This window comes from Stella humosa, from assembly GCF_006738645.1.
Taxonomy (GTDB): Bacteria; Pseudomonadota; Alphaproteobacteria; order ATCC43930; family Allostellaceae; genus Allostella; species Allostella humosa.
In genome coordinates this window covers 5,095,513-5,121,033 of sequence record NZ_AP019700.1, presented here as the reverse complement: position 1 = coordinate 5,121,033, position 25,521 = coordinate 5,095,513, and the positions used below count along the sequence as shown (strand labels likewise).

Here is a 25,521-nt window from a genome sequence, read left to right as displayed (position 1 = left end):
GGCGGCCGTTGCTATTCGGGGGGATACCTACCTTCCCGAGGGGATCTATCCATGGCCGCTGCCGCTTCGCCCGACTTCAAGGTTAAGGACATCGGCCTCGCCGACTGGGGCCGCAAGGAAATCGCCATCGCCGAGACGGAGATGCCGGGCCTGATGGCGCTGCGCGCCGAGTTCGGTAAGTCGCAGCCGCTGAAGGGCGCGCGCGTCGCCGGCTGCCTGCACATGACCATCCAGACCGCCGTCCTGATCGAGACGCTGGTCCATCTCGGCGCCTCGGTGCGCTGGAGCTCGTGCAACATCTTCTCGACCCAGGACCAGGCCGCGGCCGCGATCGCCGCCGTCGGCGTCCCCGTGTTCGCCTGGAAGGGCGAGACCGAGGAAGAATACGACTGGTGCATCGAGCAGACGATCAAGGGCCCGGACATCGACGGCAAGCCGGGCTGGCGCCCGAACATGCTGCTGGATGACGGCGGCGACATGACCATCATCATGCACGAGCGCTATCCGGAACTGCTGGCCGACGTGAAGGGCGTGTCCGAGGAGACGACGACCGGCGTCCACCGCCTCTACGAGATGGCGCGCAAGGGCACGCTCAAGATCCCGGCGATCAACGTCAACGACAGCGTCACCAAGTCGAAGTTCGACAACCTCTATGGTGTGCGCGAGAGCCTGGTCGACGGCATCAAGCGCGCGACCGACGTGATGCTGGCTGGCAAGATCGCCGTCGTCGCCGGCTATGGCGATGTCGGCAAGGGCTCGGCCGCCTCGCTGCGCAGCCAGGGCGCCCGCGTCATGGTGACCGAGATCGACCCGATCTGCGCCTTGCAGGCGGCGATGGAAGGCTACCAGGTGGTGACGATGGACGATGCCGCGTCCATGGGTGACATCTTCGTCACCGCGACCGGCAACATCGACGTCATCACGCTCGACCATATGCGGCAGATGAAGGACCGGGCGATCGTCTGCAACATCGGCCACTTCGACAGCGAGATCCAGATCGCGTCCCTCTCCAACTACACCTGGGACGAGGTGAAGCCGCAGGTCGACGAGGTGGTCTTCCCCGACGGCAAGCGCCTGATCGTCCTGGCCAAGGGCCGCCTGGTCAATCTCGGCTGCGCCACCGGCCACCCGAGCTTCGTGATGAGCGCGTCCTTCACCAACCAGGTGCTGGCGCAGATCGAGCTCTGGAACAATGTCGGCCGCTACGAGCGGCAGGTCTACGTCCTGCCCAAGCACCTGGACGAGAAGGTGGCCGCCCTCCATCTCGACAAGCTGGGCGCCCGCCTGACCAAGCTGTCCGCCGCCCAGGCCGACTATATCGGCGTGAAGGATGCCGGCCCCTACAAGCCGGAGCACTATCGCTACTGAGCGATTGCGAACCGTGTCCGGCGTTGCCATCGTAGCTGCAAAATCGATGGCGATGCCGGCATGGCCCAACTTACGGTGGGGGATATCGACCAGGATGTGATGGAAAGGCTGCGCGCTCTCGCGCAAAGCCGTGGCCAGAGCCTGGAGGCCACCGTCCGGGAAGTTCTGGGCGATGCCGTACGCATCGAGCCGCCGGCATCGGAACACATAGCGGCTCGGATCGCACGGCGATTCCAATCCATCGGGCTGGATGAAGACCTGCCGGAGTTCAAGGGAACACCGGCTCGCCCGATGGATGCGGGCATACGCAGATATTGATTTCCGTCGGCTGAAACCGGCGCTCCCATCGGCGGTGTTGCCTTGGCCCCGGCAGCCGGATAGCTCTATGTCGCAGCGGAAGGGTGCCGACGAGTCGAACAGCAGAGCGCCCGCCGCCGGGGGAGGGGTGCCCGCTTGGGCGATACGATCATCACGCCACCCGCGCAGATCCTGACGGTCGAGGACATCAGCCTCGCCTTCGGCGGCGTGCGCGCGCTGACCGAGGTCGGCTTCGGCGTCGCCAAGGGCGAGCTGTTCGCCATCATCGGCCCGAACGGGGCCGGCAAGACCTCGATGCTGAACTGCATCTCCGGCCGCTACCGGCCGCAGAAGGGGACGATCCGCTTCCAGGGGCGCGATGTCACCCAGCTCTCGCCCAACCACCGCGCTACCATCGGCATCGGCCGAACCTTCCAGAATCTCGCGCTCTTCGGCCATATGAGCGTGCTCGACAACATCATGGTCGGGCGCCACCACCTCTTGCGCTCGAACGTGCTGTCGGGCGCCCTCTACTGGCTGGGCGGCGCGCAGAAGGAGGAGCTGGCCCATCGCCGCGAGGTCGAGGAGATCATCGACTTCCTGGAGATCCAGCACGTCCGCAAGGCCACGGCCGGCACGCTTTCCTATGGCCTGCGCAAGCGGGTGGAACTGGCCCGCGCCATCGCCCTGAAGCCCGAGCTGATCCTGCTGGACGAGCCCATGGCCGGCATGAACCTCGAAGAGAAGGAGGACATGGCCCGCTACATCGTCGACCTCAACGAGGAGTGGGGGATGACGGTGGTGATGATCGAGCACGACATGGGCGTGGTCATGGACATCTCGCACCGGGTCATGGTGCTGGATTTCGGCCGCCGTATCGCGCTGGGTCTGCCGGCCGAGGTGATGGCCCATCCGCAGGTGCGCCGCGCCTATCTGGGCGTGGCCGACGACGAGGATGTGGAAGCGGCCGAAGCGGAGGCCGGGCGATGAGCTGGAGCCCGGCCGACTTCGATCGCTGCGACACGCTGCCCAAGCTGCTGCTGCACAACGGCACCGCCAATGCCGCCGCCGTTGCCATGCGCGAGAAGGAGTTCGGCATCTGGCGGGCGCTCGCCTGGGGCGAGGTGCTGGCGCGCACGCGCGACACGGCGCTGGGGCTGGAGGGACTGGGCGTCGGCCGCGGCCAGGTGGTCGGCATCATCGGCGACAACCGGCCCGACTGGGTGATGGGCGAGGTCGCGACCCATGCGCTGGGCGCCATGAGCCTCGGCATCTATCGCGATGCGCTGGAAGACGAGGTCGCCTACCTCATCACCCATGCCGGCATCGCCGTCATCCTGGCCGAGGACGAGGAACAGGTCGACAAGCTGCTGGGCCTGGAAGACCGCATCCCGACGGTGCGCCACATCGTCTATGCCGACCCGCGCGGCATGCGGAAGTACGAGGACCCCCGCCTGCTGCCACTGGCCGACCTGCTGGCCGCGGGCCGGGCGCGGGCGACGGCCGAGCCGCGGCGGTTCGAAGACTTGGTCGCGGCCGGCGCGGCCGACGATGTGGCCGTGCTCTGCACCACGTCGGGCACGACGTCCCACCCCAAGGTGGCGATGCTGTCGGGCGGCTCCATCATCCGCCACTGCCGCTCCTACCTGGCGGCCGATCCCAAGGATGCCGACGACGAGTATGTCTCGGTCCTGCCGCTGCCCTGGATCATGGAGCAGATCTACGCCGTCGGGAAATGGCTCGTCTGCGGCATGCGGGTGAACTTCGTCGAGGAGCCCGAGACGATGATGGCCGACTTCCGCGAGGTCGGCGCCACCTTCGTCCTTTTCGCCCCGCGGGTGTGGGAGGCGATGGCGGCCGACGTGCGGGCGCGCATGATGGATGCCTCGCCCCTGAAGCAGCGCCTGTTCGATCTCGGCATGAAGCTGGGGGCCCGGGCGCTGGACGGCGGCGGCCGCTCCTGGCTGGCCGAGCAGGTGCTGTTCCGCGCGCTGCGCGACCGGCTCGGCTTCTCGCGCCTGAAATCGGCTGCCACCGGCGGCTCGGCCCTGGGGCCCGAGACGTTCCGCTTCTTCCAGGCGCTGGGCGTGCCGCTGCGCCAACTCTACGGCCAGACCGAGCTGCTGGGCGCCTACACCATCCACCGCGCCGGCGACGTCGATTTCGATACCGTCGGCGTCGGCTTCGACCAGGGCGTGGAAATCCGCATCGACCAGCCGGACGGGCAGGGCGTGGGCGAGATCGTCACCCGCCACCCGAACCTGTTCGCGGGGTACTACCGCAACGAGGAAGCGACGCTGGCCGACCTGCGCGACGGCTGGATGCATACGGGCGATGCCGGCTATTTCGACCCCAAGGGCCACCTCGTCGTCATCGACCGCATCCGCGACATGGCGACGACGGTCCGGGGCCATCGCTTCTCGCCGCAATACATCGAGAACAAGCTGAAATTCTCGCCCTACGTCGCCGAGGCGGTGATCCTGGGCGACGGGCGCGACCATCTGGCGGCGATCGTCTGCATCCGCTTCCCCACCGTCTCGAAATGGGCCGAGAAGCGCCGCATCGCCTTCACCACCTACAGCGACCTGGCTGCCAAGGACGAGGTCTATGCGCTGCTGCTGGCAGAGGTGGCGGCGGTCAATGCCAAGCTGCCGGAGGCCCAGCGTATCCAGAAGTTCCTGCTGCTCTACAAGGAACTGGATGCCGACGACGGCGAGCTGACGCGCACCCGCAAGGTGCGCCGCGCCGTCATCAACGAAAAGTACGGCGACATCATCGACGCCGTCTATGCCGGTGCCGCGACCGTGCCGGTGGACACCACGATCGCCTTCCAGGATGGCACCCGGCAGCGAATCCGCACGACGCTGCGGGTGGTCGATCTGGCTGGCAGCGGGGCCGGCAGCAGCACGGCGCGGGCCGCCTGACGGGAGCGTGCGGGGATGGACTGGAACCTCTTTCTTCAGCTCCTGGTAAACGGCCTCATCGTCGGCGCGCTCTATGGCGTCGTCGCCATGTGCTTCGTGCTGATCTACAAGGCCAGCCAGGTGGTGAACTTCGCCCAGGGCGAGTTCGTGTTGATCGGCGCCTGGGTGTGCTGGTTCTTCCTGACCAAGTATCAGATCCCCTTCATATGGGGCTTCCTGATGACCCTGGTCTTCATGGTCATCTTCGGCATCCTGATCCAGGTCGTCGTGCTGCGGCCGATGATCGGCGAGCCGGTGATCTCGGTCATCATGGTGACGATCGGCCTGTCGATCGTCTTCCAGGCGCTGATGAAATGGGCTTTCGGCGTCTTCGCCCAACCCTTCCCGCCGATCTTCGAGCGGGAGTCCGTGGCCGTGTTCGGGCTGGAGGTGCGGACGGTCTATCTCGTCAGCCTGGTCGTGTCGGTCGGGATCATGGCCGGCTTCGCCTACTTCTTCAAAGCCACGCGCATGGGCCTGGCGATGCGAGCGACTGCCTTCGACCAGCAGGTGGCGCAGTCGCTGGGCATCTCGATCCGCAGCGTCTTCGCCATGGCCTGGGCCATCTCGGCCGCCGTCTCGGCGGTGGCGGGCGTGGTCGTCGGCGTCGTCAACGGCGTCTCCTCGGCGCTCTCCTTCATCGGCATCAAGGTGTTCCCCGCCGTCATCCTGGGCGGGCTCGATTCCATCGTCGGCGGCGTGCTGGGCGGGGTCATCATCGGGGTGCTGGAGAACATGGCCCACTTCGTCGACAGCCAGTGGCTGCACTGGGGCAACCTGATCGAGGTGGTGCCCTTCTGGGTGCTGATCGTGATCCTGATGATCAAGCCGTACGGGCTGTTCGGCACCCGCGACATCGAGCGGGTGTAGGGCCATGGCCAGCCCCGGCTTCCGCCCCTGCGGCGACTTCAAGTCCGACTACGCGTCGGACACCCGCATCTTCGACACCGCCGCCAGCCGCTGGTTCTGCCTGGCGGGGGTGCTGCTGCTTTGCCTGCTGCCGATCATTTCCGAGACGTCCGGAATCGAGCTGAAATACGAGCTCTCGCTGCTGATCCAGATCGGCTATCTCGGCATCGCCGCACTCGGCCTCAACATCCTGGTGGGGTTCACCGGGCAAATCTCGATCGGGCACGCGGCCTTCTTCGGCTTCGGCGCCTTCGCCTCGCCCTTCCTCAACAACAAGTTCGGCATCCCGGTCTTCTTCTCGATCCCGCTGGCGGGCCTGATGGCGACGGCGGTCGGCATGCTGTTCGGCATCCCCGCCGCCCGGCTGAAGGGGCTCTACCTCGCCATCGCGACACTGGCCGCGCAGTTCATCCTGCAGGATTTCTTCGGCCGGGCCGACTGGTTCTCGGGCGGCACGCACGGCGCGCCGGCGGCTCCGTTCACCATCTTCGGCTTCGCCTTCGACACCGACGCCACCTTCTTCTACGTCGTGCTGGCCTATGTGGTGGCCCTCTACCTGGCGGCCGCCAACCTGATGCGCACGCGCGACGGCCGGGCCCTGGTGGCGGTGCGCGACCATTATCTCTCGGCCGAGATGATGGGCATCAACCTGACGAAATACCGGACCATGTCGTTCGGCATCTCGTCCTTCTATGCCGGCATCGGCGGCGCCCTCTACGGCCACTATCTGGGGTTCGTGTCGGTCGAGGGCTTCACCATCCTCTTCTCGATCCAGTTCCTCGGCATGATCATCATCGGCGGGCTGGGCTCGATCATGGGATCGCTGATGGGCACCGCGTTCATGGTGCTCCTGCCCGAGGTGATGGACGCGCTGACCGGCCTGCTCGCCGGCACCAGCATCGACCGCGCGCTGGGGCTGAAGGAGAACCTGTCCTACCTGCGCGAGGTGGCGATCGGCGTCACGATCATCCTGTTCCTGGTGTTCGAGCCGGACGGCCTCGCCCACCGCTGGCGGCAGGTCAAGGCGTACTGGAAGCTCTATCCCTTTTCATACTAGGCTCGCCCTAAACGAGAATACTTCGGGAGGAACGACAATGCGCATGAAGCCCATGGTGCTGACCGCCGCGGCGGCAGCCCTGATCGCGGCGCCGGCCGCGGCCCAGCAGAAGATCAATGTCGGGCATCTGGCCGACTACAGCGGCGCCACCTCGGACGTGGGCAAGCCGTTCGGCGAAGGCGTCGCCGATGCCATGGCCTGGATCAACAAGAATGGCGGCGTCGCCAAGCGCCAGGTGAACCTCGACACCGTCGACTACGGCTACCAGGTGCCGCGCTCGATCGCGACCTACAAGAAATGGACCGGCCGCGACAAGGTGGTGGCCATCTTCGGCTGGGGCACGGCCGATACCGAGGCGCTGATCACCTTCGTCTCCAAGGACCAGATCCCCTACATCTCCGGCTCCTATGCCGGCTCGCTGACCGACCCGACCGGCCAGGCCGAGAAGTCGACGGCGGCCGCCCCCTTCAACTTCTTCTACGGCCCGTCCTATTCCGACGCGGCGCGCGCGCTGGTCACCTGGGCGGCCGACGACTGGAAGAAGAAGGGCGGGCAGGGCAAGCCGAAATACGTCCACATGGGCGCCAACCATCCCTACCCGAACGCGCCCAAGGCCGCGGCCGAGGACCTGGCCAAGGAGCTTGGCTTCGACGTGCTGCCGGCGATCCAGTTCGCGCTGACGCCCGGCGACTACACCGCCCAGTGCCTGACGCTGAAGCAGTCCGGCGCCAACTACGCCTATCTCGGCAACACGGCCGGCTCGAACGTCTCGGTGTTGAAGGCGTGCAAGAACGCCGGCGTCGACGTGCAGTTCATGGGCAATGTCTGGGGCATGGACGAGAACGCGGCCAAGGCCGCCGGCAATGCCGCCGACGGCGTCGTCATCCCGGTGCGCACCCGCACGCTGTGGACCGACGAGGCCCCCGGCATGAAGACCGTGCGCGAGATCGGCGGCGCGGACAACTACCGACCGCTGCACTACATCGCCGGCATCTGCACCGCCTTCTACATCAAGGAAGCGATGGAGTGGGCCAATGCCAATGGCGGCATCACGGCCCTCAAGATCCGCGACGGCATGTATGCCAAGAAGGACTGGGTGCCCAAGGGCATGGAGGGCGTGTGCGTGCCGTCCACCTGGACCAAGACCGACCATCGCCCGACGACCGAGGTGCAGCTCTATCGCGCCCGGGTGACGGCCGCCACCGACGCGCCGCTGAACGACCTGATCAAGTCGGGCGCAGTGAAGATGGAGAAGGTCACCGTGGTCAACCTGCCGCGCAAGCCGGAATGGCTCGGCTGGTAGGCGCGGCACCGGCGGGCCAGCCGGCATGAGCGTCGCGGCCGAGCCCGCCCTGTCCCCGCCCGCGGCGGCCGTGCCATCGGTGCGGCCGCTGCTGGCGGTGAACAATATCGAGGTCGTCTATGCCGACGTCATCCTCGTGCTGCGCGGCCTGTCGCTGGCCGTGCCGCCGGGGCAGATCGTGGCCCTGCTTGGGGCCAACGGTGCCGGCAAGTCGACGACGCTGAAGGCGATCTCGGGCCTGCTGAAGACCGAGGACGGCGCCATCACCCGCGGCGAGGTGCTGTTCGACGGCCAGCCCATCCAGGGGCTGGAGCCGGAGGCGATCGTGCGCCGCGGCATCTTCCAGGTGATGGAGGGGCGCCGCATCATCGCCGACATGACCTGCCTGGAGAACCTGCGGCTCGGCGCCTTCACGCGGCCGCGCGCCGATCGTGGCCGCATCGCCGCCGACATCGACATGGTCTACCAGTATTTCCCGCGCCTGAAGGAACGCACGGGCCTCGCCGGTTACCTCTCGGGCGGCGAACAGCAGATGCTGGCGATCGGCCGCGCGCTGATGGCCAAGCCCAAGCTGATCCTGATGGACGAGCCCTCCATGGGCCTGTCCCCCTTCCTGGTGCAGGAGGTGTTCCACATCATCCGCCAGCTCGTCGCCGACCTCGGCGTCACCATCCTGCTGGTGGAACAGAACGCCCGCATGGCCCTCCAGGTCGCCAGCTACGGCTACATCATGGAGCGCGGCAAAGTGGTGCTGGACGGAACGGCTGACGCACTCGCCCAGAACGAGGACGTGAAGGAATTCTACCTCGGCGGCGGCGGCGGCGAGGACCGCAAGTCCTTCAAGAACCTGAAATCCTACAAGCGGCGCAAACGCTGGCTGTGATGATCGGACCCTTCTTCGACGAGCTAGAGACCCGCCCGCCCGAGGCGCGCGAGGCTGCCCTGATGGCGGCCCTGCCGGTGCAGGTCGCTCATGCTCGCACCCATGCGCCCTACTATGCCGACAGCCTGGCCGGGATCGACCCGGCGTCGGTGACGACGCGCACGGCGCTGGCCGCCCTGCCGGTCACCCGCAAGAGCGACCTGATCGCGCAGCAGCAGCGGGTTCCGCCCTTCGGCGGCCTGAATGCCACGCCGTCATCCGGCCTGGCGCGCCTGTTCGCCTCGCCCGGCCCGATCTACGACCCGGAGGGGCACGGGCGCGACTGGTGGCGCTTCGCGCGCGCGCTGCACGCCGCCGGCTTCCGCCCGGGCGAGGTGCTGCACAACTGCTTCAGCTATCACCTGACGCCGGCCGGCGCGATGCTGGAATCGGCCGCCCACACCATCGGCTGCGCGGTCATTCCGGGCGGCGTCGGCCAGACCGAGCAGCAGGTGCGCGCGATCGCCGACCTGCGCCCGCACGGCTATTCCGGCACGCCCTCCTTCCTGAAGATCATCCTGGAAAAGGCGGCCGAGCTGGGCGCCGACGTCTCGTCCATGACCAAGGCGCTGGTCTCCGGCGAGGCGCTGCCGCCGGCCCTGCGCCAGGACCTGGCCGGCCGCGGCGTCGCCGTCCTGCAATGCTACGGCACCGCCGACCTCGGCCTCATCGCCTATGAGAGTACGGCGCGCGAGGGCATGATCGTCGACGAGGGCGTCATCGTCGAGATCGTGCGGCCGGGCACCGGCGACCCGGTGCCAGACGGCGAGCCTGGCGAGGTCGTCGTCACGACCTTCAACCGCGACTATCCGCTCATCCGGTTCGCCACCGGTGACGTGTCGGCCATCCTCGCCGGCGCCAGCCCCTGCGGCCGCACCAACGCCCGCATCAAGGGCTGGATGGGCCGCGCCGACCAGACGACCAAGGTGCGCGGCATGTTCGTCCACCCGGCCCAGGTGGCCGAGGTGGTGCGCCGCCACCCGGAGATCGCACGCGCCCGGCTGGTGGTGTCGAGCGAGGGCGGGCGGGACCAGATGACGCTGGAGTGCGAAGCCCCGGGAAGCGGTGCCGCCCTGGCGTCCCGCATCGCCGACACCTTGCAGGCCGTGACCAAGCTGCGGGGCGAGGTGGCCCTGCACCCCGCCATCGCCCCGGACGCCAAGGTCATCGAGGACAGGCGGGGGTAGGGCGGGCGACCGCCTGCCTTTTCGCAAGGCCGGGCCGGAAGCGCCCTAGTTGGTCGAGCAGTTCTCCAGCCCGACCTCGTAGGCGGCCGTGCTGGCCGACCGGTCGTAGACGGGCAGATAGGTCGGCAGGGCGGTGATGAGGTCCGATGTCCTGGCGAACAGCATCCAGCTCATGCGGCCGTTGGCGGCGATGTCCACGCTGAGCGAGGGGGACTGCTGAAGCAGCGGCGGGTCGACCTTGCCGATGGTGACGGTGCCGTGCAGCGGGCGTGTGGTGTCCTTGGCGGTCGCCCGGAAGCTGAACATGCGCTCGCCGGTGTTGGTCAGGCTCATGCGGGTCTCGAGCACGGCCACGTCCTGGCACGAGGCGGCGTGCGCCTGGCCGGCGACGGCGGTCATTGCGGCTATCGCCAGCAGCGCCGCGCGGGAGCGATTTTGCCGGAAGGGGCGCAGCTTCGCTGTCTTCATGACCTCGGGACCCATCTCATGATTGAGCAGGCGGCAACCATATAACGGCCAAAAGGCGAGGGGTAGGGGCGATGCAAGGGGCTGGACCGTGGTGTCTGCCCCCTGCCGCCGATCCCTCAGAAAACCGTGTGCACCCAGCCGTGCGGGTCGGCCGCTTTGCCCTGCTGGATATCGACCAGCGTCTTGCGCAGGCGCTGGGTGACCGGGCCGCCGGCCGTGCCCGCGGCGCCCGCCACGAACTCGCCCTCCGGGTTGCGGATGCGGCCGATGGGGGTGATGACGGCGGCCGTGCCGCAGGCGAAGACCTCCTGCAGCTTGCCGCTGGCGGCGTCGGCTCGCCATTCGTCCAGCGTGTACTGGCCCTCGCGCACGGCGATGCCGGCATCCCGTGCCAACTTGATGATGGAGTCGCGCGTGATGCCGGGCAGGATGGTGCCGTCCAGCGGCGGGGTCAGCAGCGAGCCGTCCTGGAAGACGAAGAAGACGTTCATGCCGCCCAGCTCCTCGACCCGGCGGCGCTCGACCGCGTCCAGGAACACCACCTGGTCGCAGCCGTTGCGCACCGCCTCGGCCTGGGCGCGCAGGCTGGCGGCATAGTTGCCGCCGCACTTGGCCGCACCCGTGCCGCCGCTGGCTGCCCGCGTGTCGTGTTGCGACACCCACACCGTCACGCCGTCGCCGCCGCCCTTGAAGTAGGAGCCGACCGAGGACGCGATGACCATGTACATGTACTCGGCCGACGGCTTCACGCCGAGGAAGGTCTCGCTCGCGATCATGAAGGGCCGCAGGTAGAGGGTGCCGACATCGGCGCTGGGGATCCAGTCGCGGTCGACCTGCACCAACTGGCGCACCGATTCCAGGAACAGGGATTCGGGCAGGGGCGCCATCGCCATGCGCTCGGCCGAATTATGGAAGCGCCGGGCGTTGGCCTCCGGCCGGAACATGGCGGCGCCGCCCGAGGGCGTGCGATAGGCCTTCAGCCCCTCGAAGATCTCCTGCGCGTAGTGCAGCACGGCACTCGCGGGGTCGATCAGGAAGGGCTTGCGCGCCTCGACCCGGGCACTGTGCCAGCCCCGCCCCTCAGTATAGTTGATGACCACCATATGGTCGGTGAACACGCGCCCGAAGCCGGGATTGGCGACCATGGCCGCGCGCGCGTCGGCGGCGGTCGGCGCGGGGTGCGGGACGACGTCGAAACGGGTGCTCTGGTGGCCGTCCATCGGCTTGTCTTCCATCGGCTAGTCTTCCATCCACGGGGGGGACGGGAAAGGGCGGACGCGCATCATTGCCGAGCACCGCGCCCGTTTCCAGGGCGTTGTGCCGATCCTTTGCCCAGGAATACGAATGTTCTTGAAATGTTCTCATGCGGGCGCGATGATCGGCCGGCCATGGATGCCATCGCCGATCGCGCACGCAAGGGCCGGGGGGCCGTGTCCAACCCCACCGGCCGGTATGAGCCGGCCCGGCGGGTCGCCATCGACGATGGCTGGGGCAGTGCCGACGCCGAGCCGCCGCCGCTGAAGACCACGGTCGGCGTCGACGCCACGCGGCAGATCATCACCACGAACGATTCCCCCGATATCCCCTTCGACCGTTCGATCAACCCCTATCGGGGCTGCGAGCATGGCTGCGTCTACTGCTTCGCGCGGCCGACCCATGCCTGGCTCGGCCTGTCGCCGGGGTTGGATTTCGAGAGCAAGCTGTTCGCCAAGCCGATGGCGGCATCCCTGCTGGACAAGGAACTGCGCAACCCGCGCTATCGCTGCCAGCCGATCGCCATGGGCACCAACACCGATCCCTACCAGCCGGTCGAGCGCGAGATGCGGGTGACGCGCCAAATCCTGGAGGTGCTGTCGGCGTTCGAGCATCCGGTCACCATCGTCACCAAGTCGGCCCTGGTGCTGCGCGACCTCGACATCCTGGCGCCGATGGCGGCCCGCGGGCTGGCGGCCGTCGCCGTCAGCGTCACCACGCTCGATCGCGACCTGGCGCGCCGGATGGAACCGCGGGCGGCCACGCCCGAGCGCCGGCTTGAAACGATCCGTGCCTTGGCCGAGGCGGGCGTGCCGGCCGGCGTGATGGCCGCCCCGATGATCCCGGCCCTGAACGACTGGGAGCTGGAGCGCATCCTCGAGGCGTCGGTGGCGGCGGGCGCCACCACCGCCAGCTATGTCGTGCTGCGCCTGCCACTGGAACTGGACCAGCTCTTTCAGGAATGGCTGACCGAGCATGTGCCCGGCCGGGCTGCCCATGTCATGTCGATCGTGCGCCAGATGCGCGGCGGCAAGAGCTACGACAGCCGCTGGGGCCAGCGCATGCGCGGCACCGGCGTCCATGCCGACCTGCTGGCCAAGCGCTACCGCCTGGCCATGGCGCGGCTGGGGCTGGGCCGGCGCGACTGGCGCCTGGACACCAGCCGCTTCCGACCCCCGCCGCGGGCGGGGGATCAGCTCAGCCTGCTTTGATCAGCGCCGGCGCAGCGCTTCCACTCCGGGCAGCGACCGGCCCTCCAGCCATTCCAGGAAGGCGCCGCCGGCGGTGGACACATAGGTCAGCCGTTCCTCCACCCCGGCCGCGGCCAGGGCCGCCACCGTGTCGCCGCCACCGGCGACGCTGACCAGGCCGGCTTCGGCCGTCAGGCGGGCGGCTTCCCGGGCGACGGCGACCGTGGCGGCGTCGAAGGGCGGCGTCTCGAAGGCACCCAGCGGTCCGTTCCAGACCAGCGTGCGGGCCTCGGCTAGCTGGGCGTTGATGGCGGCCACCGTGGCCGGCCCGACATCCAGGATCATGCGGTCGGACGGGACCTGGTCGATCGCCACCGTGGCGGTCTCCACGCCTGCAGCCAGCTTGGCGGCAACCACCGCATCGACCGGCAGGATCAGGGTACAGCCGGCGGCCTTGGCCGCGGCCTCGATCTCGCGGCAGGTCTCGGCCATGTCGCGCTCGCACAGCGAGGCGCCGACATCGACCCCGCGTGCGAACAGCAGCGTGTTGGCCATGGCGCCGCCGATCACCAGCCGGTCGACCTTGGTGACCAGGTTCTGCAGCAAGTCGAGCTTGGTCGAGACCTTGGACCCGCCGACGATGGCGACGACCGGCTTCTCCGGCGTCTCCAGGGCCTTGGCCAGCGCCTCGCACTCGGCCTGCATCAGCCGGCCGGCAGCCGACGGCAGCAGGTGTGCCAGCCCCTCGGTCGAGGCATGCGCGCGGTGCGCAGCCGAGAAGGCGTCGTTGACATAGAGCTGGCCCAGCGCGGCCAGCGCCTTGGCAAAGGCCGGGTCGTTCTTCTCCTCGCCGGGATGGAAGCGCAGGTTCTCCAGGAGCGCGATGCCGCCCGGCGCCAACTGGTCGATGACGGCCGCGGCCGGCAGGCCGATGCAGTCGACGGCAAAGCCGACCGGGCGTCCGCCCAGGGCTGCCGACAGCGGCGCCACCAGCGGCGCCAGCGACAGGGCCGGGTCCTTGCCCTTGGGCCGGCCGAAATGCGACAGCACGACGACCTTGGCACCACGGTCCGCCAGCTCGACCAGGGTCGGCGCCAGGCGCTCGATGCGCGTGGCGTCGGTGACGCGGCCGTCGGCCATGGGCACGTTGAGGTCGGCGCGGACGAGGACGACCTGGCCGGCGACGTCGAGGTCGTCGAGGGTGCGGAAGGGCGCGGTCATGCTGAGGGGGCTCCGCCTCTATGGGGAAGGGAAAGTCCGTGCGGTCATATCCGCCGGGTGCCGGCCGAGTCCAGCGGGCCGCCCACGGCACCCTTGACCGCGGGCGGCCGCGGCACACATCCAGGCCATGGCTACCGCCCTTGATCGCATCGCCTTCCAGGCGGCCCAGCGCCTGCGCCGAAGCTGGTTCCGCGGTCACTGGATCGCCGCTGCCGCCCTGGACCGTGGCCGCCGCCCCGCCGCGTCAGGGGCCGCAGGTCCCGGTCGCCGCGAGCTGGACGCGGACCTCGATGCCCTGTTCGCCGCGGACTGGGCTGCTATCGAGGCCGGTCACTACCTGCCGCCGGCGGATATGTGGGCGCCACCGGCACGCGCTCTCGGCGACAGCCGCGCCTTCCTGCGCGACCTGCCGCGGGTCGCCCGCCGCCGCCGCGAGGGCCGTCACCAGGAGGTGGCGGCCGACGACGCCGGAACCGGCCTGCCGCGCTACTACCGCCAGAATTTCCACTTCCAGACCGATGGCTGGCTCAGCCGGGACTCGGCCCGGCTCTATGATTTCCAGGTCGAGGTGCTGTTCGGCGGTGCGGCCGACGCGATGCGTCGCGGCGCGCTGGCCCCGCTCGGTCAGGCGCTGACGGCGGCCGGGGCCCAGGCCCGCATGGTCGACCTGGCCTGCGGCACCGGGCGCTTCCTGGCGGCGGTGAAGGACAACTGGCCACGTCTGGCCGTGACCGGGATCGACCTCAGCCGCGCCTATCTCGACGAGGCGGCAAGGCGACTGCGCCGCCGGCGCGGCGTGACCCTGGTCCAGGCGCTGGCCGAGCGCCTGCCCCTGGCCGATGGCAGCATCGACGCATTGACCGCGATCTACCTCTTCCACGAACTGCCGCCGGGCATCCGCCAGGCCGTGGCGGTCGAGATCGCCCGCGTGCTGCGTCCCGGCGGCCGGCTGATCCTGGTCGATTCGTTGCAGCCGGGTGGCCACCCGCCCTATGACGGGTTGCTGGAGCGCTTCCCGGCGATGTTCCACGAGCCCTACTTCGCGAGCTGGCTCGACCTCGACCTTGAGGGGCTATTCGTGGCGGCCGGGTTGCGCGCGGGGCCGGGCGAACGGCGTTTCATGTCGAAGATAGCGGTGTTCGACAAGCCCGGCGCTTGAGATTCGGCCCGTTTCGGCCGAGTGTGCGCCCGTCCGAAGACGGGAAATGGGCGTGAACCGGATGTCCGGGACGGGAATCTTCGATCTGGCGGTGATCGGCGGGGGCATCAACGGCGCCGGCATCGCGCGCGATGCCGCGGGGCGCGGGCTGAAGGTGCTCCTGGTCGAGGCCGACGACCTGGCGCGCGCCACCTCGTCGGCCTCCAGCAAGCTGATTCATGGCGGCCTGCGCTACCTCGAGCAATACGAGTTCCGCCTGGTGCGCGAGGCGCTGGCCGAGCGGGAGGTGCTGCTGGCGATGGCGCCGCACATCATCTGGCCGCTGGCCTTCACCCTGCCGCACGCACCGTCGCTGCGCCCGGCCTGGATGATCCGCGCCGGGCTCTTCCTCTATGACCATCTGGGCGGCCGGCGGCGGCTGCCGGGCTCGCGCGGGGTGAACCTGCGCCGGACGCCCTACGGCGCTGGGCTGCGGTCCGACCTGACGAAGGGTTTCGTCTATTCCGACTGCTGGGTCGACGATGCCCGGCTGGTCGTCCTGAACGCGCGCGACGCAGCCGACCGCGGCACCGACATCCGCACCCGCACCGAATGCCTGTCGGCGCGCCGGGCGGGCGACCATTGGGAACTGCGGCTGCGCGACGTGCGCGACGGGGTTGAGACGAGTGCGGCCGCCCGCGCGCTGGTCAATGCCGCCGGCCCCTGGGCCGACCGGGTGGCGGGCGGGGTGATGGGCGGCAACCGCACGCCGCCGCTGCGCCACATCAAGGGCAGCCACATCGTCGTGCCGCGCCTGCATGACGGCGACCACGCGCTCATCCTGCAGAACGACGACCGCCGGGTCGTCTTCGTTATTCCCTACGAGGGCCGCTTCTCGTTGATCGGCACCACCGACGTCGCCGTCACCGGCGAGCCGGGCGGCGTGTCGGCCAGCCCGGCCGAGGTGGAGTATCTGTGCAAGGCGGTGTCGGGTTACCTCGCCCGCCCGGTGACACCGGCCGACGTGGTGTGGAGCTACGCCGGCGTCCGCCCGCTCTATGACGACGGCTCCGCCAACCCCTCGGCCGTCACGCGTGACTATGTGCTGAAGCTGGAGGGCGGCAAACAGGAAGGCGGGGGTGGCGAGCCGCCGGCACTGCACGTCTTCGGCGGCAAGATCACCACCTATCGCAAGCTGGCGGAGCACGCGATGGAGAAGCTGGCGACCGTCATCCCGGGCCTGAAACCGGCCTGGACGGCCGGGGCGCCGCTGCCGGGCGGGGCCATGGAGGGCGCCGACTTCGACCGCTTCTGCACCGGCCTCGGCCAGCGTTATCCGGCGCTCGACCCGGCCTGGCTGCGCCGCTTGGCGCGCCGCCATGGCACGCTCGCCTTCGACGTGCTGGGCGATGCGCGGGTGACGGCCGACCTTGGCCGGCATTTCGGCGCCGGCCTCTACGAGCGCGAGATCGACCGGTTGCGCCGCGCCGAGTGGGCGCAGACGGCCGACGACGTGCTGTGGCGCCGCACCAAGGAGGGGCTGCACTTGACCCCGGCCGAGCGCGCCGCCGTCGCCCAGCATATGGCCTGATCCATCCCGTCTTCTTCAGCGAGTGAATCCATGACCCAGCATTTCGACCTCCTCGTCCGCGGCGGCACGGTGTTCGACGGCACGGGCGCCCCTGGACGGCTGGCCGATGTCGGCGTCCTCGGCGACCGCATCGCCGCCATCGGCGACCTGGCCGGCGCCACCGCCGATACGGTGGTCGAGGCGGCCGGCCGCGCCGTCGCCCCCGGCTTCATCGACGTCCACACCCATGACGACCGGGCGCTGCTGTCCAACCCGGACATGGCGATGAAGACCAGCCAGGGTGTCACCACCGTGGTGGTCGGCAATTGCGGCGTCAGCCTGTCGCCGCTGGCGATCGACCGCCGCCCGCCGCCGCCGCTCGACCTGCTGGGGGCGGAGGAGTGGTATCGCTATCCGCGCATGGCCGACTACATGGCCGCTGTCGACGCGGCACCGGCCGCGGTCAACGCCGCCTGCCTCGTCGGCCACGCCACCTTGCGCGTCGGCGCCATGGACGACCTGCTGCGGCCGGCCACCCCGGCCGAGATCAACAACATGAAGGAACGCCTGGCCGAGGGGCTGGCGGCGGGTGCCATCGGCATGTCGACGGGCCTGTTCTATCGCCCGGCCAACGCCGCCCCGACCGAGGAGATCATCGCGCTGGCCGAGTTGCTGGAGCCGGCCGGCGCCATCTACACCACCCACATGCGCGACGAGGGCGAGGGAGTGATGGATTCCCTCCACGAGTCCTTCCGCATCGGCCGCGAGGCCGGCGTGCGCGCGATCATCAGCCACCACAAGGTAATCGGCACGCCGAACTTCGGGCGTTCGGAAGAGACGCTGGCGCTGATCGAGCACACGCGCACCCGCCAGGACATCGGCCTCGACTGCTACCCCTACGTCGCGGCCTCGACCGTGCTCGATTCCAGCCGGCTCGAGCGTTGCAGCCGGGTCATGGTCACCTGGTCGGTGAAGCACCCGGAGGTGAGTGGCCGTGACCTGTCGGACATCGCCGCCGAATGGGGCATCAGCCAGCTCGAGGCGGTCGACCGGCTGAACCCCGCCGGCGCCATCTACTTCATGATGGACGAGGCCGACGTGCGCCGCATCCTCTCCTACCCGCACACCATCGTCGCATCCGACGGTCTGCCGCACGACTCGCACCCGCACCCGCGCCTGTGGGGCACCTTCCCGCGGGTGCTGGGGCACTATTCGCGCGATGTCGGCCTGTTCCCGCTGGAAGAGGCGGTGCGGCGGATGACCGGCCTGCCGGCCGAGCGCTTCGGGTTGACCGGGCGCGGCCGGCTCGCGGTCGGCGCCCATGCCGACATCACCGTCTTCGACCCCGCGACCGTCATCGACTCGGCCTCGTTCGAGAAGCCGGCGACGCCGGCGGCCGGCATCGACCGGGTGATCGTCAACGGCCGTGCCGTCTGGGCCGATGGTGCGCCGACGGGCGCCCATCCCGGCCGCCTGCTGCGCCGGCAGGATCTCCAGGCCGCGTGAAGCCCTTTCCGGCCGTTGGCGGGGCTGCGGCAGCAAGCCCGTCGACGGCCGGCAGCGGCGGCGGCACAATGGGAGCATGAGTTCCAGCGACGGATCAGGCGACCAGGGCGCGGACGACCTTGCTCCGCCCACGGCCGTGCGCTTCGACGAAATCCTCGATCGCGTGATCGAGGCGGTCGCCGTGATCGGGCCATCGGGCGACCTCCTCTATGCCAATGCCGTGTGGCACAGGCTGGCCGACCGCGCGGGCGAACCGGCGGCCGCGACGCTGGCGCGGCTGGAGGCGCTGCCGCACTTCGCCGTGCGCAGCTATCCGGCCGACGGCAGGGCCCGCCTGGTGCTGGTGCGCCACGACGAAGCGCATGTGCTGCGCGAGGCGATCGACCATCTCGACAGCACGCTCGCGATCTATGACAAGGCCGAGCGGTTCTGCTACGGCAATGCCGCGTTCCATCGCCGCTACGCCCACCATGGCGACGACAGCGAGCTGATCGGCCGGACATTCGAGGAACTGCTGCGGGCGACGGTGGCGGCGGGGCAATTGCCCGAGCCCCAGACGTCCACTGACCCGGAAGGGTATGTGCGTCGCCGCCTGGCGGAGTTCCGCGACTGGCGGCAGACCGACTCCGAGCGCCTGCTGCCGTCCGGCCAATGGGACCTGCTGCGCACCCGCTTCACGCCGAGCGGCCTGCGGCTGACGATGCGCACCGACATTTCGGCGCAGAAGCGGACCCAGGACGAGCTGCGCCGGGCTATGGAACGGCTGGAGGTCGAGGGCGCGGCGCGCGCGCGCTTTGTCGCCAGCCTCAGCCACGACCTGCGCACGCCCTTGTCGGCGGTGCTGGGCTATGCCGAACTGATCGAGACCGAGGTCATGGGGCCGCTCGGCTCCAGCAAGTACCATGAGTATGCCGCCTTGATCCGCCAGTCGGGCAGCCAGCTCCTGCAACTGGTGGAGGGCCTGCTGGAGATGAGCCGCAGCGAGGCCGGCCGGGGCGAGCTGGCGGCCGAGCCGGTCGATCTTTCGGCCCTGCTGCGCGCCGAGGTGCTGGCGATCGAGGCCCAGGCCCGCACCGGCCGCTCCCAGCTCGTACTCGTGCTGCCCGATATCGTGCCGCTCCTGCTGGCCGACCCCCGCATGGTGCGGCAGATGATACAGGCCCTGGCCGGCAATGCGATCCGGCACACGCCGGATGGGGCGGTTACCATTTCCGTTCGGCAACGCGCCGATGGTGGCCTCGACATCGCCGTCTCCGATACCGGCGCCGGCATCCCGCCAGACGTGCTGTCCCGGCTGGGCACGCCCTATTTCCAGGGCGCCAGCCCGGACGGCAACCGGCCTGCCGGTCCCGGGCTCGGCCTGGCGATCGTCAAGGATCTCATGCGCCTGCATGAGGGCGAACTGGTGCTTGCCAGCACCCCCGGCCGCGGCACGGTCGCCACGCTGCGCTTCCCCGCCGGCCGCACGCCGGCCCCCACCGTCGAGGATCCGGCGTAATGGGCCGGCGCGACGACGATCGAGGGCGGTTGGCCGAGTGGCTCGACACCGTCCTCGATGCCGTCCGCCGCGAAGAGGGCGATGCAGCGGAATCGGACCCTGGAACCGCCTCCGCCCACGATCCGGGCGGTGCCGCGTGCTATCGTGAGGTCTTCGATCGGCTGGATGAGTCGATCGTCGCCTACGATGCCGACGATCGCTACCTGATCGGCAACCTCGCCTACCATCGGCGATACCCGCACCTGCCCATGGATGGCACGCTGGCCGGCACGTCGTTCGCGCGGATCCTGGATTATGCACGCGAGGCCGGCACGCTCATCGAGCGGCAGGCCGTGGACGATCCGGCCACCTATATCGCCCGCCGGACCGCCGAATTGCGCCAGCCGGATGGCAGCCGGTCGGAGCGCCTGACCTCCAGCGGGAACTGGGACCTGCTGCGCCTGAAGGTGACGTCGCTCGGGTTCCGCTTATCGATCCGCACCGACATCACCGAGCAGAAGCGCGGCCAGGATGACCTGCGGCTGGCGCTGGAGCGTTTGGAAACCGAAGTGGCTCAGCGGGCCGCCTTCGTGGCCAAGCTCAGCCACGAACTGCGCACGCCGCTGACCGCCATCCTGGGTTATGCCGGCATGATCGAGGGCGAGGTCATCGGCCCCGTCGGTCAGCCGCGCTATCGCGAGTATGCCGCTTCGGTGGCGCAGGCGGGGCAGCGGCTGCTCGACCTCGTGAACCAGATCCTGCATCTGAGCCGGCTGGAGGCCGGTCGCATGGAGGTGGCCGAGGCCACCGTCGACCTTGTTGACATGCTGCGCCGGGAGATTTCGGTGGTACAGCCGATGGCGCGCGACAATCAGACGACGCTCGCTCTCAATCTGCCCAGCAGCTTCCCGGGGCTGCGGGCTGATCCCAGGCTGTTGCGCCAGATGATACTGAACCTGCTGTCGAATGCGGTCCGCTTCACCATCCGCGGCGCGGTCCTGGTATCGCTGGCGCGCCGCGACGACGGTGGCATCGACCTGCGGGTGGTCGACAATGGCGTCGGCATGGCGCCGGAGATCGTGGCGCGGGCGGGGGAACCCTATTTCCGCGGCCCGGAGCTGCCGGCAAGCGGCGAACCCGGCACCGGCCTCGGCCTGGCGGTGGTGAAGGAACTGATCGGCCTGCATCAGGGCCAGCTCTCGCTTGCCAGTACACCCGGCCGGGGCACCATCGCGACCTTGTCGTTCCCGGCCGAACGGACGGTCCACCCGGCCTCACCCGTACAGGAGGGGGGCAGCGATGGTCGGTCCTGACGGGACGGCCGGCGATGCCACGACGGTCCGGATCGACGCGCTGTCGGCCGAACTGGACAGGCGGGCCATGGGGGTCGCCATATTCGCGCCCGGAGCCCGGCTCGTGTTCGCCAATGCGAGCCTGAGGCGATTCCTCGCCGGCCGCGACCCGGAGGTGGCGGCGCTGCCCGATGCCGACGGCCGGCTCGTCCTGCCCGGCGGTCGCAGTGTCGCCGCACGGCGGCTGCCGCTGGACGGCGGCGGCGAGGCGATCCTGGTGCCGTCGCCCGGTGCCGATACGGAGTTCCTGCGCCATATCCTGGACAGCCTCGACACCACGGTCGTCGCCTATGATCGCGATGACCGCTATCTCTTTGGCAACGTCGCCTATCACCGGCGCTATCCGCACCTGCCGCCCGAGGCCGAACTCGTCGGCACGACCTTCGAGGGGATGCTGCGGCGGACCATCGCCGCCGGCAGCTTTGCCGACGCCCAGGCCGAGCACGACCCCGAGGCCTACATCGCCCGCCGCGTCGCCGAGTTCCGCGCCAATCAGCCGGCCATGACCGAATGGATGACGGTGTCCGGCAACTGGGAGAAGGTGCGCGTGATCCGGACGCCGTCGGGCCTGCGTCTTTCGCTGCGCACGCGCATCACCGAGGTGAAGCGCGTGCAGGAGGAGCTTCGTCGCGCCAAGGAGCGGCTGGAGACCGAGACTGCGGTGCGCGACCGCTTCGTGCGCCGCCTGAGCCATGAGTTCCGCACCCCGCTGTCGGCCGTGCTGGGATACTCGGAGATGGTCGAGGGCGAGGTGCTGGGGTCACTCGAGACGCCGAAATACCGGGAATACGCCGCCCTCATCCGCCATTCGGGCGAACATCTCCTCGATCTCGTGTCGGGACTGGCGGACGCGGTGGAGGAGGTGGCGCCGACGCTGCGGGACGAAGACATCGATGTCGGGCGGATGCTGGCGCGAGAGGTGACAGTGGTGGCACCGATGGCCCAGGCTGCGGGCATCCAGCTTGCGGCCAACCTCGACGACGACCTGCCGCAGCTCCGCGCGGATGCGCGGATGGTTCGCCAGATGCTGCTGAACCTGCTGTCGAATGGCGTGCGCTTCAGCACCAAAGGCGCGGTCACCGCATCGGCGCGCTTGCGTCCGGATGGTGGCATCTCGCTCGTCGTGGCCGACCAGGGGGCGGGTATGGCGCCGGCCGTGCTGGCTCGCCTGGGGGAACCGTTCTACCGCGGTGAAGCCGACGCCGCCGGCCGGCCGGCCGGAACCGGCCTGGGGTTGGGGGTCGTCAAGGATCTGATCGCCCTGCACCAGGGCCGATTGGTCCTGGCCTCCACGCTCGGCCAGGGAACGACGGCGGAACTGGAGTTTCCCCCGGAAAGGACCGTGGCCGCGGGCGGCTGACGGCCCCTTCCGGGGAATGGCTCAAGCCGCGTCGGCGTCGAACGGCCAGATCGGCCGGCGGATGTTGGAGAAATCGAACCTGGTCAGCTCCGGCGTGGTCAGGGCGCCGGTGTCGACCGTCAGCACGGTGCGCGCCATCGGCTGGAAGGTCGCGCGGAAATGCTGGGCGGACTTCACGACGAGGACGTTCTTCTTCGTGGGGTCGATGCCGACCGAGAGGAAGTGCTGGCGGTCGATCGTCTGGAAGCGGTTGGTGGCGAGCACGATCTCCATCTCGCCCACCTGCAGGACGGCGGTGTGGCCCATGTTCGAGCGCACGCCCTTCGACATCGGCCCGTCGAACGTGACCTCGCCCGCCCCCAGGTGCTTGACCGTACCCTTCACCTGCAAGGGCGGCCCGCCGAACTCCGGATCGATCTTGCCGCCGATCGCAAGCTCGACGGTGGTGCCGACGCCGGCCGCGCGGCAGGCCAGGACCGCCTCGGGATCGGTGATCGAACAGACCGCGACATCCTTCACGCCGCCCGCCAGCAGGCCGCGCAACAGGTTGGTGGCGTCGCCATAGCCGCCGCCGCCGGGATTGTCGGTGTAGTCGGCCAGGACCAGCGGCCGGCCGCTGTCGTCCGGCCGGCGGGCGATCGACACGGCCTCGCCCACCGTCATGCGCTGGGTCGAGCTGTTGGTCCGGTTCTGCCAGCAATACTCCATCAGCTCGTCGGCGATGGCGCGCGCACGCTCCGGCTGCCCGTCATGGGTAACGGCGACGGACGGCCCGGCATCGTGGATGTTGGAGCGTGTGAAGCCGGCATGGACGCTGACGACGAGGATGCCCGGCTCCTGCTCGAAGGCATCGGCCCGGCGCAGCGCCTCGGTCATCACGCCTTCGATCGTGGTCTTGCCGCCGTCGAAGCCCAGCAGCGTCGGCCGGCTGACGACCAGGGCCTGCGGGTGGATTTCGCCGGCCAGGGTCCGCTTCATCAGGGCGGCCGCCTGCTGGGCGCGCTCGTACTGGTCGATATGCGGATAGGTGCGATAGGCCACCACGATGTCGGCGTGGCGGCACATCGCCTCGGTCACGTTGGCATGCAGGTCGAGCGTGATGGCGATCGGCACCTTGGGCCCGATGCGCTCGCGGATGCTGGCCAGCAGAGAGCCCTCGGCATCGTCGGCCCCCTCCGCCACCATGGCGCCGTGGAAGGCGATCAGGATGCCGTCGAAGGGCTCCGACAGGGCGTCGAGCACGGGCGTCGTCAGGGCTTCCCACGCTTCGGCCGTCACGGTGCCGTTGGGGGTGGCGGCGGCCGAGATCGGCAGCCGCACCTGCCAGCCATAGGACTCGGCGGCGTCGAGGAAGCCCGCCACCTCCGTCCGGGTGCCGCGCATCGCCTGGATCACCGACGCATCGCCGACATGGAACATGCGGCGCTGGAAGGCGGCGAGGTCGGTCTTCAGCTTCGAGAAGGTATTGGTCTCGTGGGAGATGTGGACGACGAGGAGGCGCGGCATGGCAGGGTCGCTCACTTCTTCAGCCGGGAGAGGTCGGGGATCGGGCGGGCGGTGCGGGCGTCGCCTTCCAGCACCTGCTCCAGCGCGTTTGCAAAGGCCAGCAGCTTCAGGTCGCCGCGGGCCGGGCCGATCACCTGCAGCCCGAACGGCGTGCCGGTCGGCTCCAGACCGCAGGGCATGCTGAGCGCGGGGTGGCCGGTCAGCGTGATGCCGTAGGTCAGCGCCAGCCAGTGGAAATAGTGGCGCAGCGGCTCGCCGTTGATGTGGGTGACGTAGAGTTCGTCGAGCGGGAAGGGCGGCACCGGCACGGTGGGGGTGATCAGGAAGTCGAAGTCGCGGAAGAAATCCTGGAAGCCGCGATAGAGCTTCGTCTGCGCCTTGTGGCCCTCGGCGATGTCGAGCGCCGTGAAGGTCAGCCCCTGCTCGTAGTTGGCGACGATGTTGGGGCCGAGCTTGTCGCGATGCTTCTCGTAGCGGTCCTTGTGGGAGGCCAGGAAATTCTGCGCCCGCATGGTGTCGAAGGCGAAGTCCGCCCCTTCCATGTCCGGTGCGCGCCAATCGGCCGTCTTGAAGATGTGCTTGAAGATGTCGACCCGCTCGCGGAACGTGGCGCGGATGCGGTTGTCGACCGGCGTGAAGCCGAGATCCTCGGAGAAGGCGACGCGCATCGACGACAGGTCGCAGCGGCCCGGCCGGCCGAAGGCGGCGGGATCGACCGGCCCGGCGAAGGGGTCGCGGCTGTCGTCCGACACCATGCCTTCCATCAGCAGGCAGGTGTCGGCGACGGTGCGGCCCATCGGCCCCACCACCGAGAGCGCGGTCCAGCCGAGCCCGCGACGCTCCGACGGCACCAGGCCGGGCGACGGGCGATAGCCGACGATGCCCGAGAAGGCGGCCGGGATGCGCAGGCTGCCGCCGGTGTCCGAGCCGGTGCAGATCGGCAGCATCGAGGTGGCGAGCGCCACGCCCGACCCGCCCGACGAGCCGCCGCAGATGCGGGCCGGATCGAAGGCGTTGCCGGTCGGCCCCCAGACCGGGTTGTTGGTGTTGGCGCCCGCCCCCCATTCGGGGACGTTGGTCTTGCCGACGACGATGGCGCCGGCCGCGCGCACGCCTGCCACCATGCGCTCGTCCTTGGCCGGGACGTGGTCGGCGAAGAGCGGCGAGCCCCAGGTGGTCTTCAGGCCGCCCGTCTCGTTCAGGTCCTTGATGCCGACCGGCAAGCCATGCAGCGGCGGCAGCGCGTCGCCGCGCATGACCGCGGTCTCGGCCGCCTTGGCCTCGTCGCGGGCGCGGTCGACGCACATCGCCGTCACGGCGTTCAGCGTCGGGTTCACCTCGGAAATCCGCACCAGGCAGGCTTCCAGCAGTTCGACCGGCGACAGTTGGCGGGTGCCGATCAGGCGGCGCAGCTCGACCGCGGATGTTTCGACGAGTTCGGACATGGGCGGAATTCCTCTAGCGGCTATTCGG

At 69.4% G+C, this 25,521-nt stretch carries 21 protein-coding genes; 16 read left to right on the top strand and 5 right to left on the bottom strand.

All coding sequences use genetic code 11. The annotated features are described in order from the left end of the window. Window positions 1-51: 51 nt before the first annotated feature. From ahcY to STVA_RS23915, 9 genes are all read left to right on the top strand, one after another. Window positions 52-1,368, top strand: a complete 1,317-nt coding sequence (ahcY, locus tag STVA_RS23955) for an adenosylhomocysteinase (protein WP_123692795.1) — start codon at window positions 52-54, stop codon at window positions 1,366-1,368. A gap of 60 nt (window positions 1,369-1,428) precedes the next feature. Continuing rightward, window positions 1,429-1,686 carry a FitA-like ribbon-helix-helix domain-containing protein gene (locus tag STVA_RS23950; RefSeq protein ID WP_123692793.1) on the top strand — a complete coding sequence of 86 codons (258 nt, stop codon included), beginning with the start codon at window positions 1,429-1,431 and terminating at the stop codon, window positions 1,684-1,686. Window positions 1,687-1,821: 135 nt separating this feature from the next. Beyond that, a complete protein-coding gene (locus STVA_RS23945; protein ID WP_245978435.1) occupies window positions 1,822-2,655 on the top strand; it encodes an ABC transporter ATP-binding protein in 834 nt (277 codons plus the stop codon). Further along, complete coding sequence (locus STVA_RS23940) at window positions 2,652-4,589, top strand: AMP-binding protein (RefSeq protein WP_123692791.1); 1,938 nt, start codon at window positions 2,652-2,654, stop codon at window positions 4,587-4,589. The genes STVA_RS23945 and STVA_RS23940 overlap by 4 nt, the downstream gene beginning before the upstream one ends. Before the next feature lie 15 nt (window positions 4,590-4,604). Further along, window positions 4,605-5,498 carry a branched-chain amino acid ABC transporter permease gene (locus STVA_RS23935; RefSeq protein ID WP_123692789.1) on the top strand — a complete coding sequence of 298 codons (894 nt, stop codon included), beginning with the start codon at window positions 4,605-4,607 and terminating at the stop codon, window positions 5,496-5,498. Between the two features lie 4 nt (window positions 5,499-5,502). Further along, window positions 5,503-6,594: a branched-chain amino acid ABC transporter permease gene (locus STVA_RS23930; RefSeq protein ID WP_123692787.1), complete on the top strand. Its 1,092-nt coding sequence runs from the start codon at window positions 5,503-5,505 to the stop codon at window positions 6,592-6,594. Between the two features lie 37 nt (window positions 6,595-6,631). Further along, complete coding sequence (locus STVA_RS23925) at window positions 6,632-7,897, top strand: ABC transporter substrate-binding protein (RefSeq protein ID WP_123692785.1); 1,266 nt, start codon at window positions 6,632-6,634, stop codon at window positions 7,895-7,897. A 25-nt stretch (window positions 7,898-7,922) separates the two neighbouring features. Next, window positions 7,923-8,780 carry an ABC transporter ATP-binding protein gene (locus tag STVA_RS23920; RefSeq protein ID WP_123692783.1) on the top strand — a complete coding sequence of 286 codons (858 nt, stop codon included), beginning with the start codon at window positions 7,923-7,925 and terminating at the stop codon, window positions 8,778-8,780. Further along, a complete protein-coding gene (locus STVA_RS23915) occupies window positions 8,780-10,006 on the top strand; it encodes a phenylacetate--CoA ligase family protein (RefSeq protein WP_179955418.1) in 1,227 nt (408 codons plus the stop codon). Before STVA_RS23920 ends, STVA_RS23915 begins: the two co-directional genes overlap by 1 nt. Before the next feature lie 45 nt (window positions 10,007-10,051). Here STVA_RS23915 and STVA_RS23910 read toward each other — a convergent pair whose 3' ends face one another. Beyond that, window positions 10,052-10,474, bottom strand: a complete 423-nt coding sequence (locus tag STVA_RS23910; RefSeq protein ID WP_148071381.1) for a hypothetical protein — start codon at window positions 10,472-10,474, stop codon at window positions 10,052-10,054. 116 nt (window positions 10,475-10,590) lie between these two features. Next, window positions 10,591-11,709: a branched-chain amino acid aminotransferase gene (locus STVA_RS23905; RefSeq protein WP_420822805.1), complete on the bottom strand. Its 1,119-nt coding sequence runs from the start codon at window positions 11,707-11,709 to the stop codon at window positions 10,591-10,593. A gap of 153 nt (window positions 11,710-11,862) precedes the next feature. Here STVA_RS23905 and STVA_RS23900 point away from each other — a divergent pair, with 153 nt between their 5' ends. Then, on the top strand, window positions 11,863-12,939 hold the full coding sequence (locus STVA_RS23900; RefSeq protein ID WP_123692987.1) for a PA0069 family radical SAM protein: 1,077 nt from the start codon (window positions 11,863-11,865) through the stop codon (window positions 12,937-12,939). Here the strand turns inward: STVA_RS23900 and STVA_RS23895 are convergent, their stop codons facing one another. Beyond that, on the bottom strand, window positions 12,940-14,139 hold the full coding sequence (locus STVA_RS23895; protein ID WP_123692779.1) for a phosphoglycerate kinase: 1,200 nt from the start codon (window positions 14,137-14,139) through the stop codon (window positions 12,940-12,942). It abuts the gene before it with no gap. A gap of 127 nt (window positions 14,140-14,266) precedes the next feature. Between STVA_RS23895 and STVA_RS23890 the strand changes: the two genes are divergently transcribed. The 6 genes from STVA_RS23890 (at window position 14,267) to STVA_RS23865 (ending at window position 22,542) form a co-directional block, all read left to right on the top strand. Next, the gene (locus STVA_RS23890) at window positions 14,267-15,298 is read left to right on the top strand and encodes a methyltransferase domain-containing protein (protein ID WP_123692777.1); all 1,032 of its coding nucleotides are present in this window, start codon (window positions 14,267-14,269) and stop codon (window positions 15,296-15,298) included. 61 nt (window positions 15,299-15,359) lie between these two features. Further along, on the top strand, window positions 15,360-16,868 hold the full coding sequence (gene glpD / locus STVA_RS23885) for a glycerol-3-phosphate dehydrogenase (protein WP_123692986.1): 1,509 nt from the start codon (window positions 15,360-15,362) through the stop codon (window positions 16,866-16,868). A gap of 30 nt (window positions 16,869-16,898) precedes the next feature. Further along, complete coding sequence (locus STVA_RS23880; protein ID WP_123692775.1) at window positions 16,899-18,353, top strand: N-acyl-D-amino-acid deacylase family protein; 1,455 nt, start codon at window positions 16,899-16,901, stop codon at window positions 18,351-18,353. 76 nt (window positions 18,354-18,429) lie between these two features. After that, a complete protein-coding gene (locus STVA_RS23875; protein ID WP_170216604.1) occupies window positions 18,430-19,851 on the top strand; it encodes a sensor histidine kinase in 1,422 nt (473 codons plus the stop codon). Then, window positions 19,851-21,143, top strand: coding sequence for a sensor histidine kinase (locus STVA_RS23870; RefSeq protein ID WP_123692771.1), 1,293 nt, complete (start codon window positions 19,851-19,853; stop codon window positions 21,141-21,143). Before STVA_RS23875 ends, STVA_RS23870 begins: the two co-directional genes overlap by 1 nt. Next, window positions 21,130-22,542, top strand: a complete 1,413-nt coding sequence (locus STVA_RS23865; protein WP_123692769.1) for a sensor histidine kinase — start codon at window positions 21,130-21,132, stop codon at window positions 22,540-22,542. The genes STVA_RS23870 and STVA_RS23865 overlap by 14 nt, the downstream gene beginning before the upstream one ends. Window positions 22,543-22,563: 21 nt before the next feature. Here the strand turns inward: STVA_RS23865 and STVA_RS23860 are convergent, their stop codons facing one another. Together STVA_RS23860 and STVA_RS23855 are read right to left on the bottom strand one after the other, a co-directional pair. Then, window positions 22,564-24,048: a M81 family metallopeptidase gene (locus tag STVA_RS23860; RefSeq protein ID WP_142235870.1), complete on the bottom strand. Its 1,485-nt coding sequence runs from the start codon at window positions 24,046-24,048 to the stop codon at window positions 22,564-22,566. A gap of 11 nt (window positions 24,049-24,059) precedes the next feature. Then, window positions 24,060-25,493: an amidase gene (locus tag STVA_RS23855; RefSeq protein WP_123692765.1), complete on the bottom strand. Its 1,434-nt coding sequence runs from the start codon at window positions 25,491-25,493 to the stop codon at window positions 24,060-24,062. Window positions 25,494-25,521 lie beyond the last annotated feature (28 nt).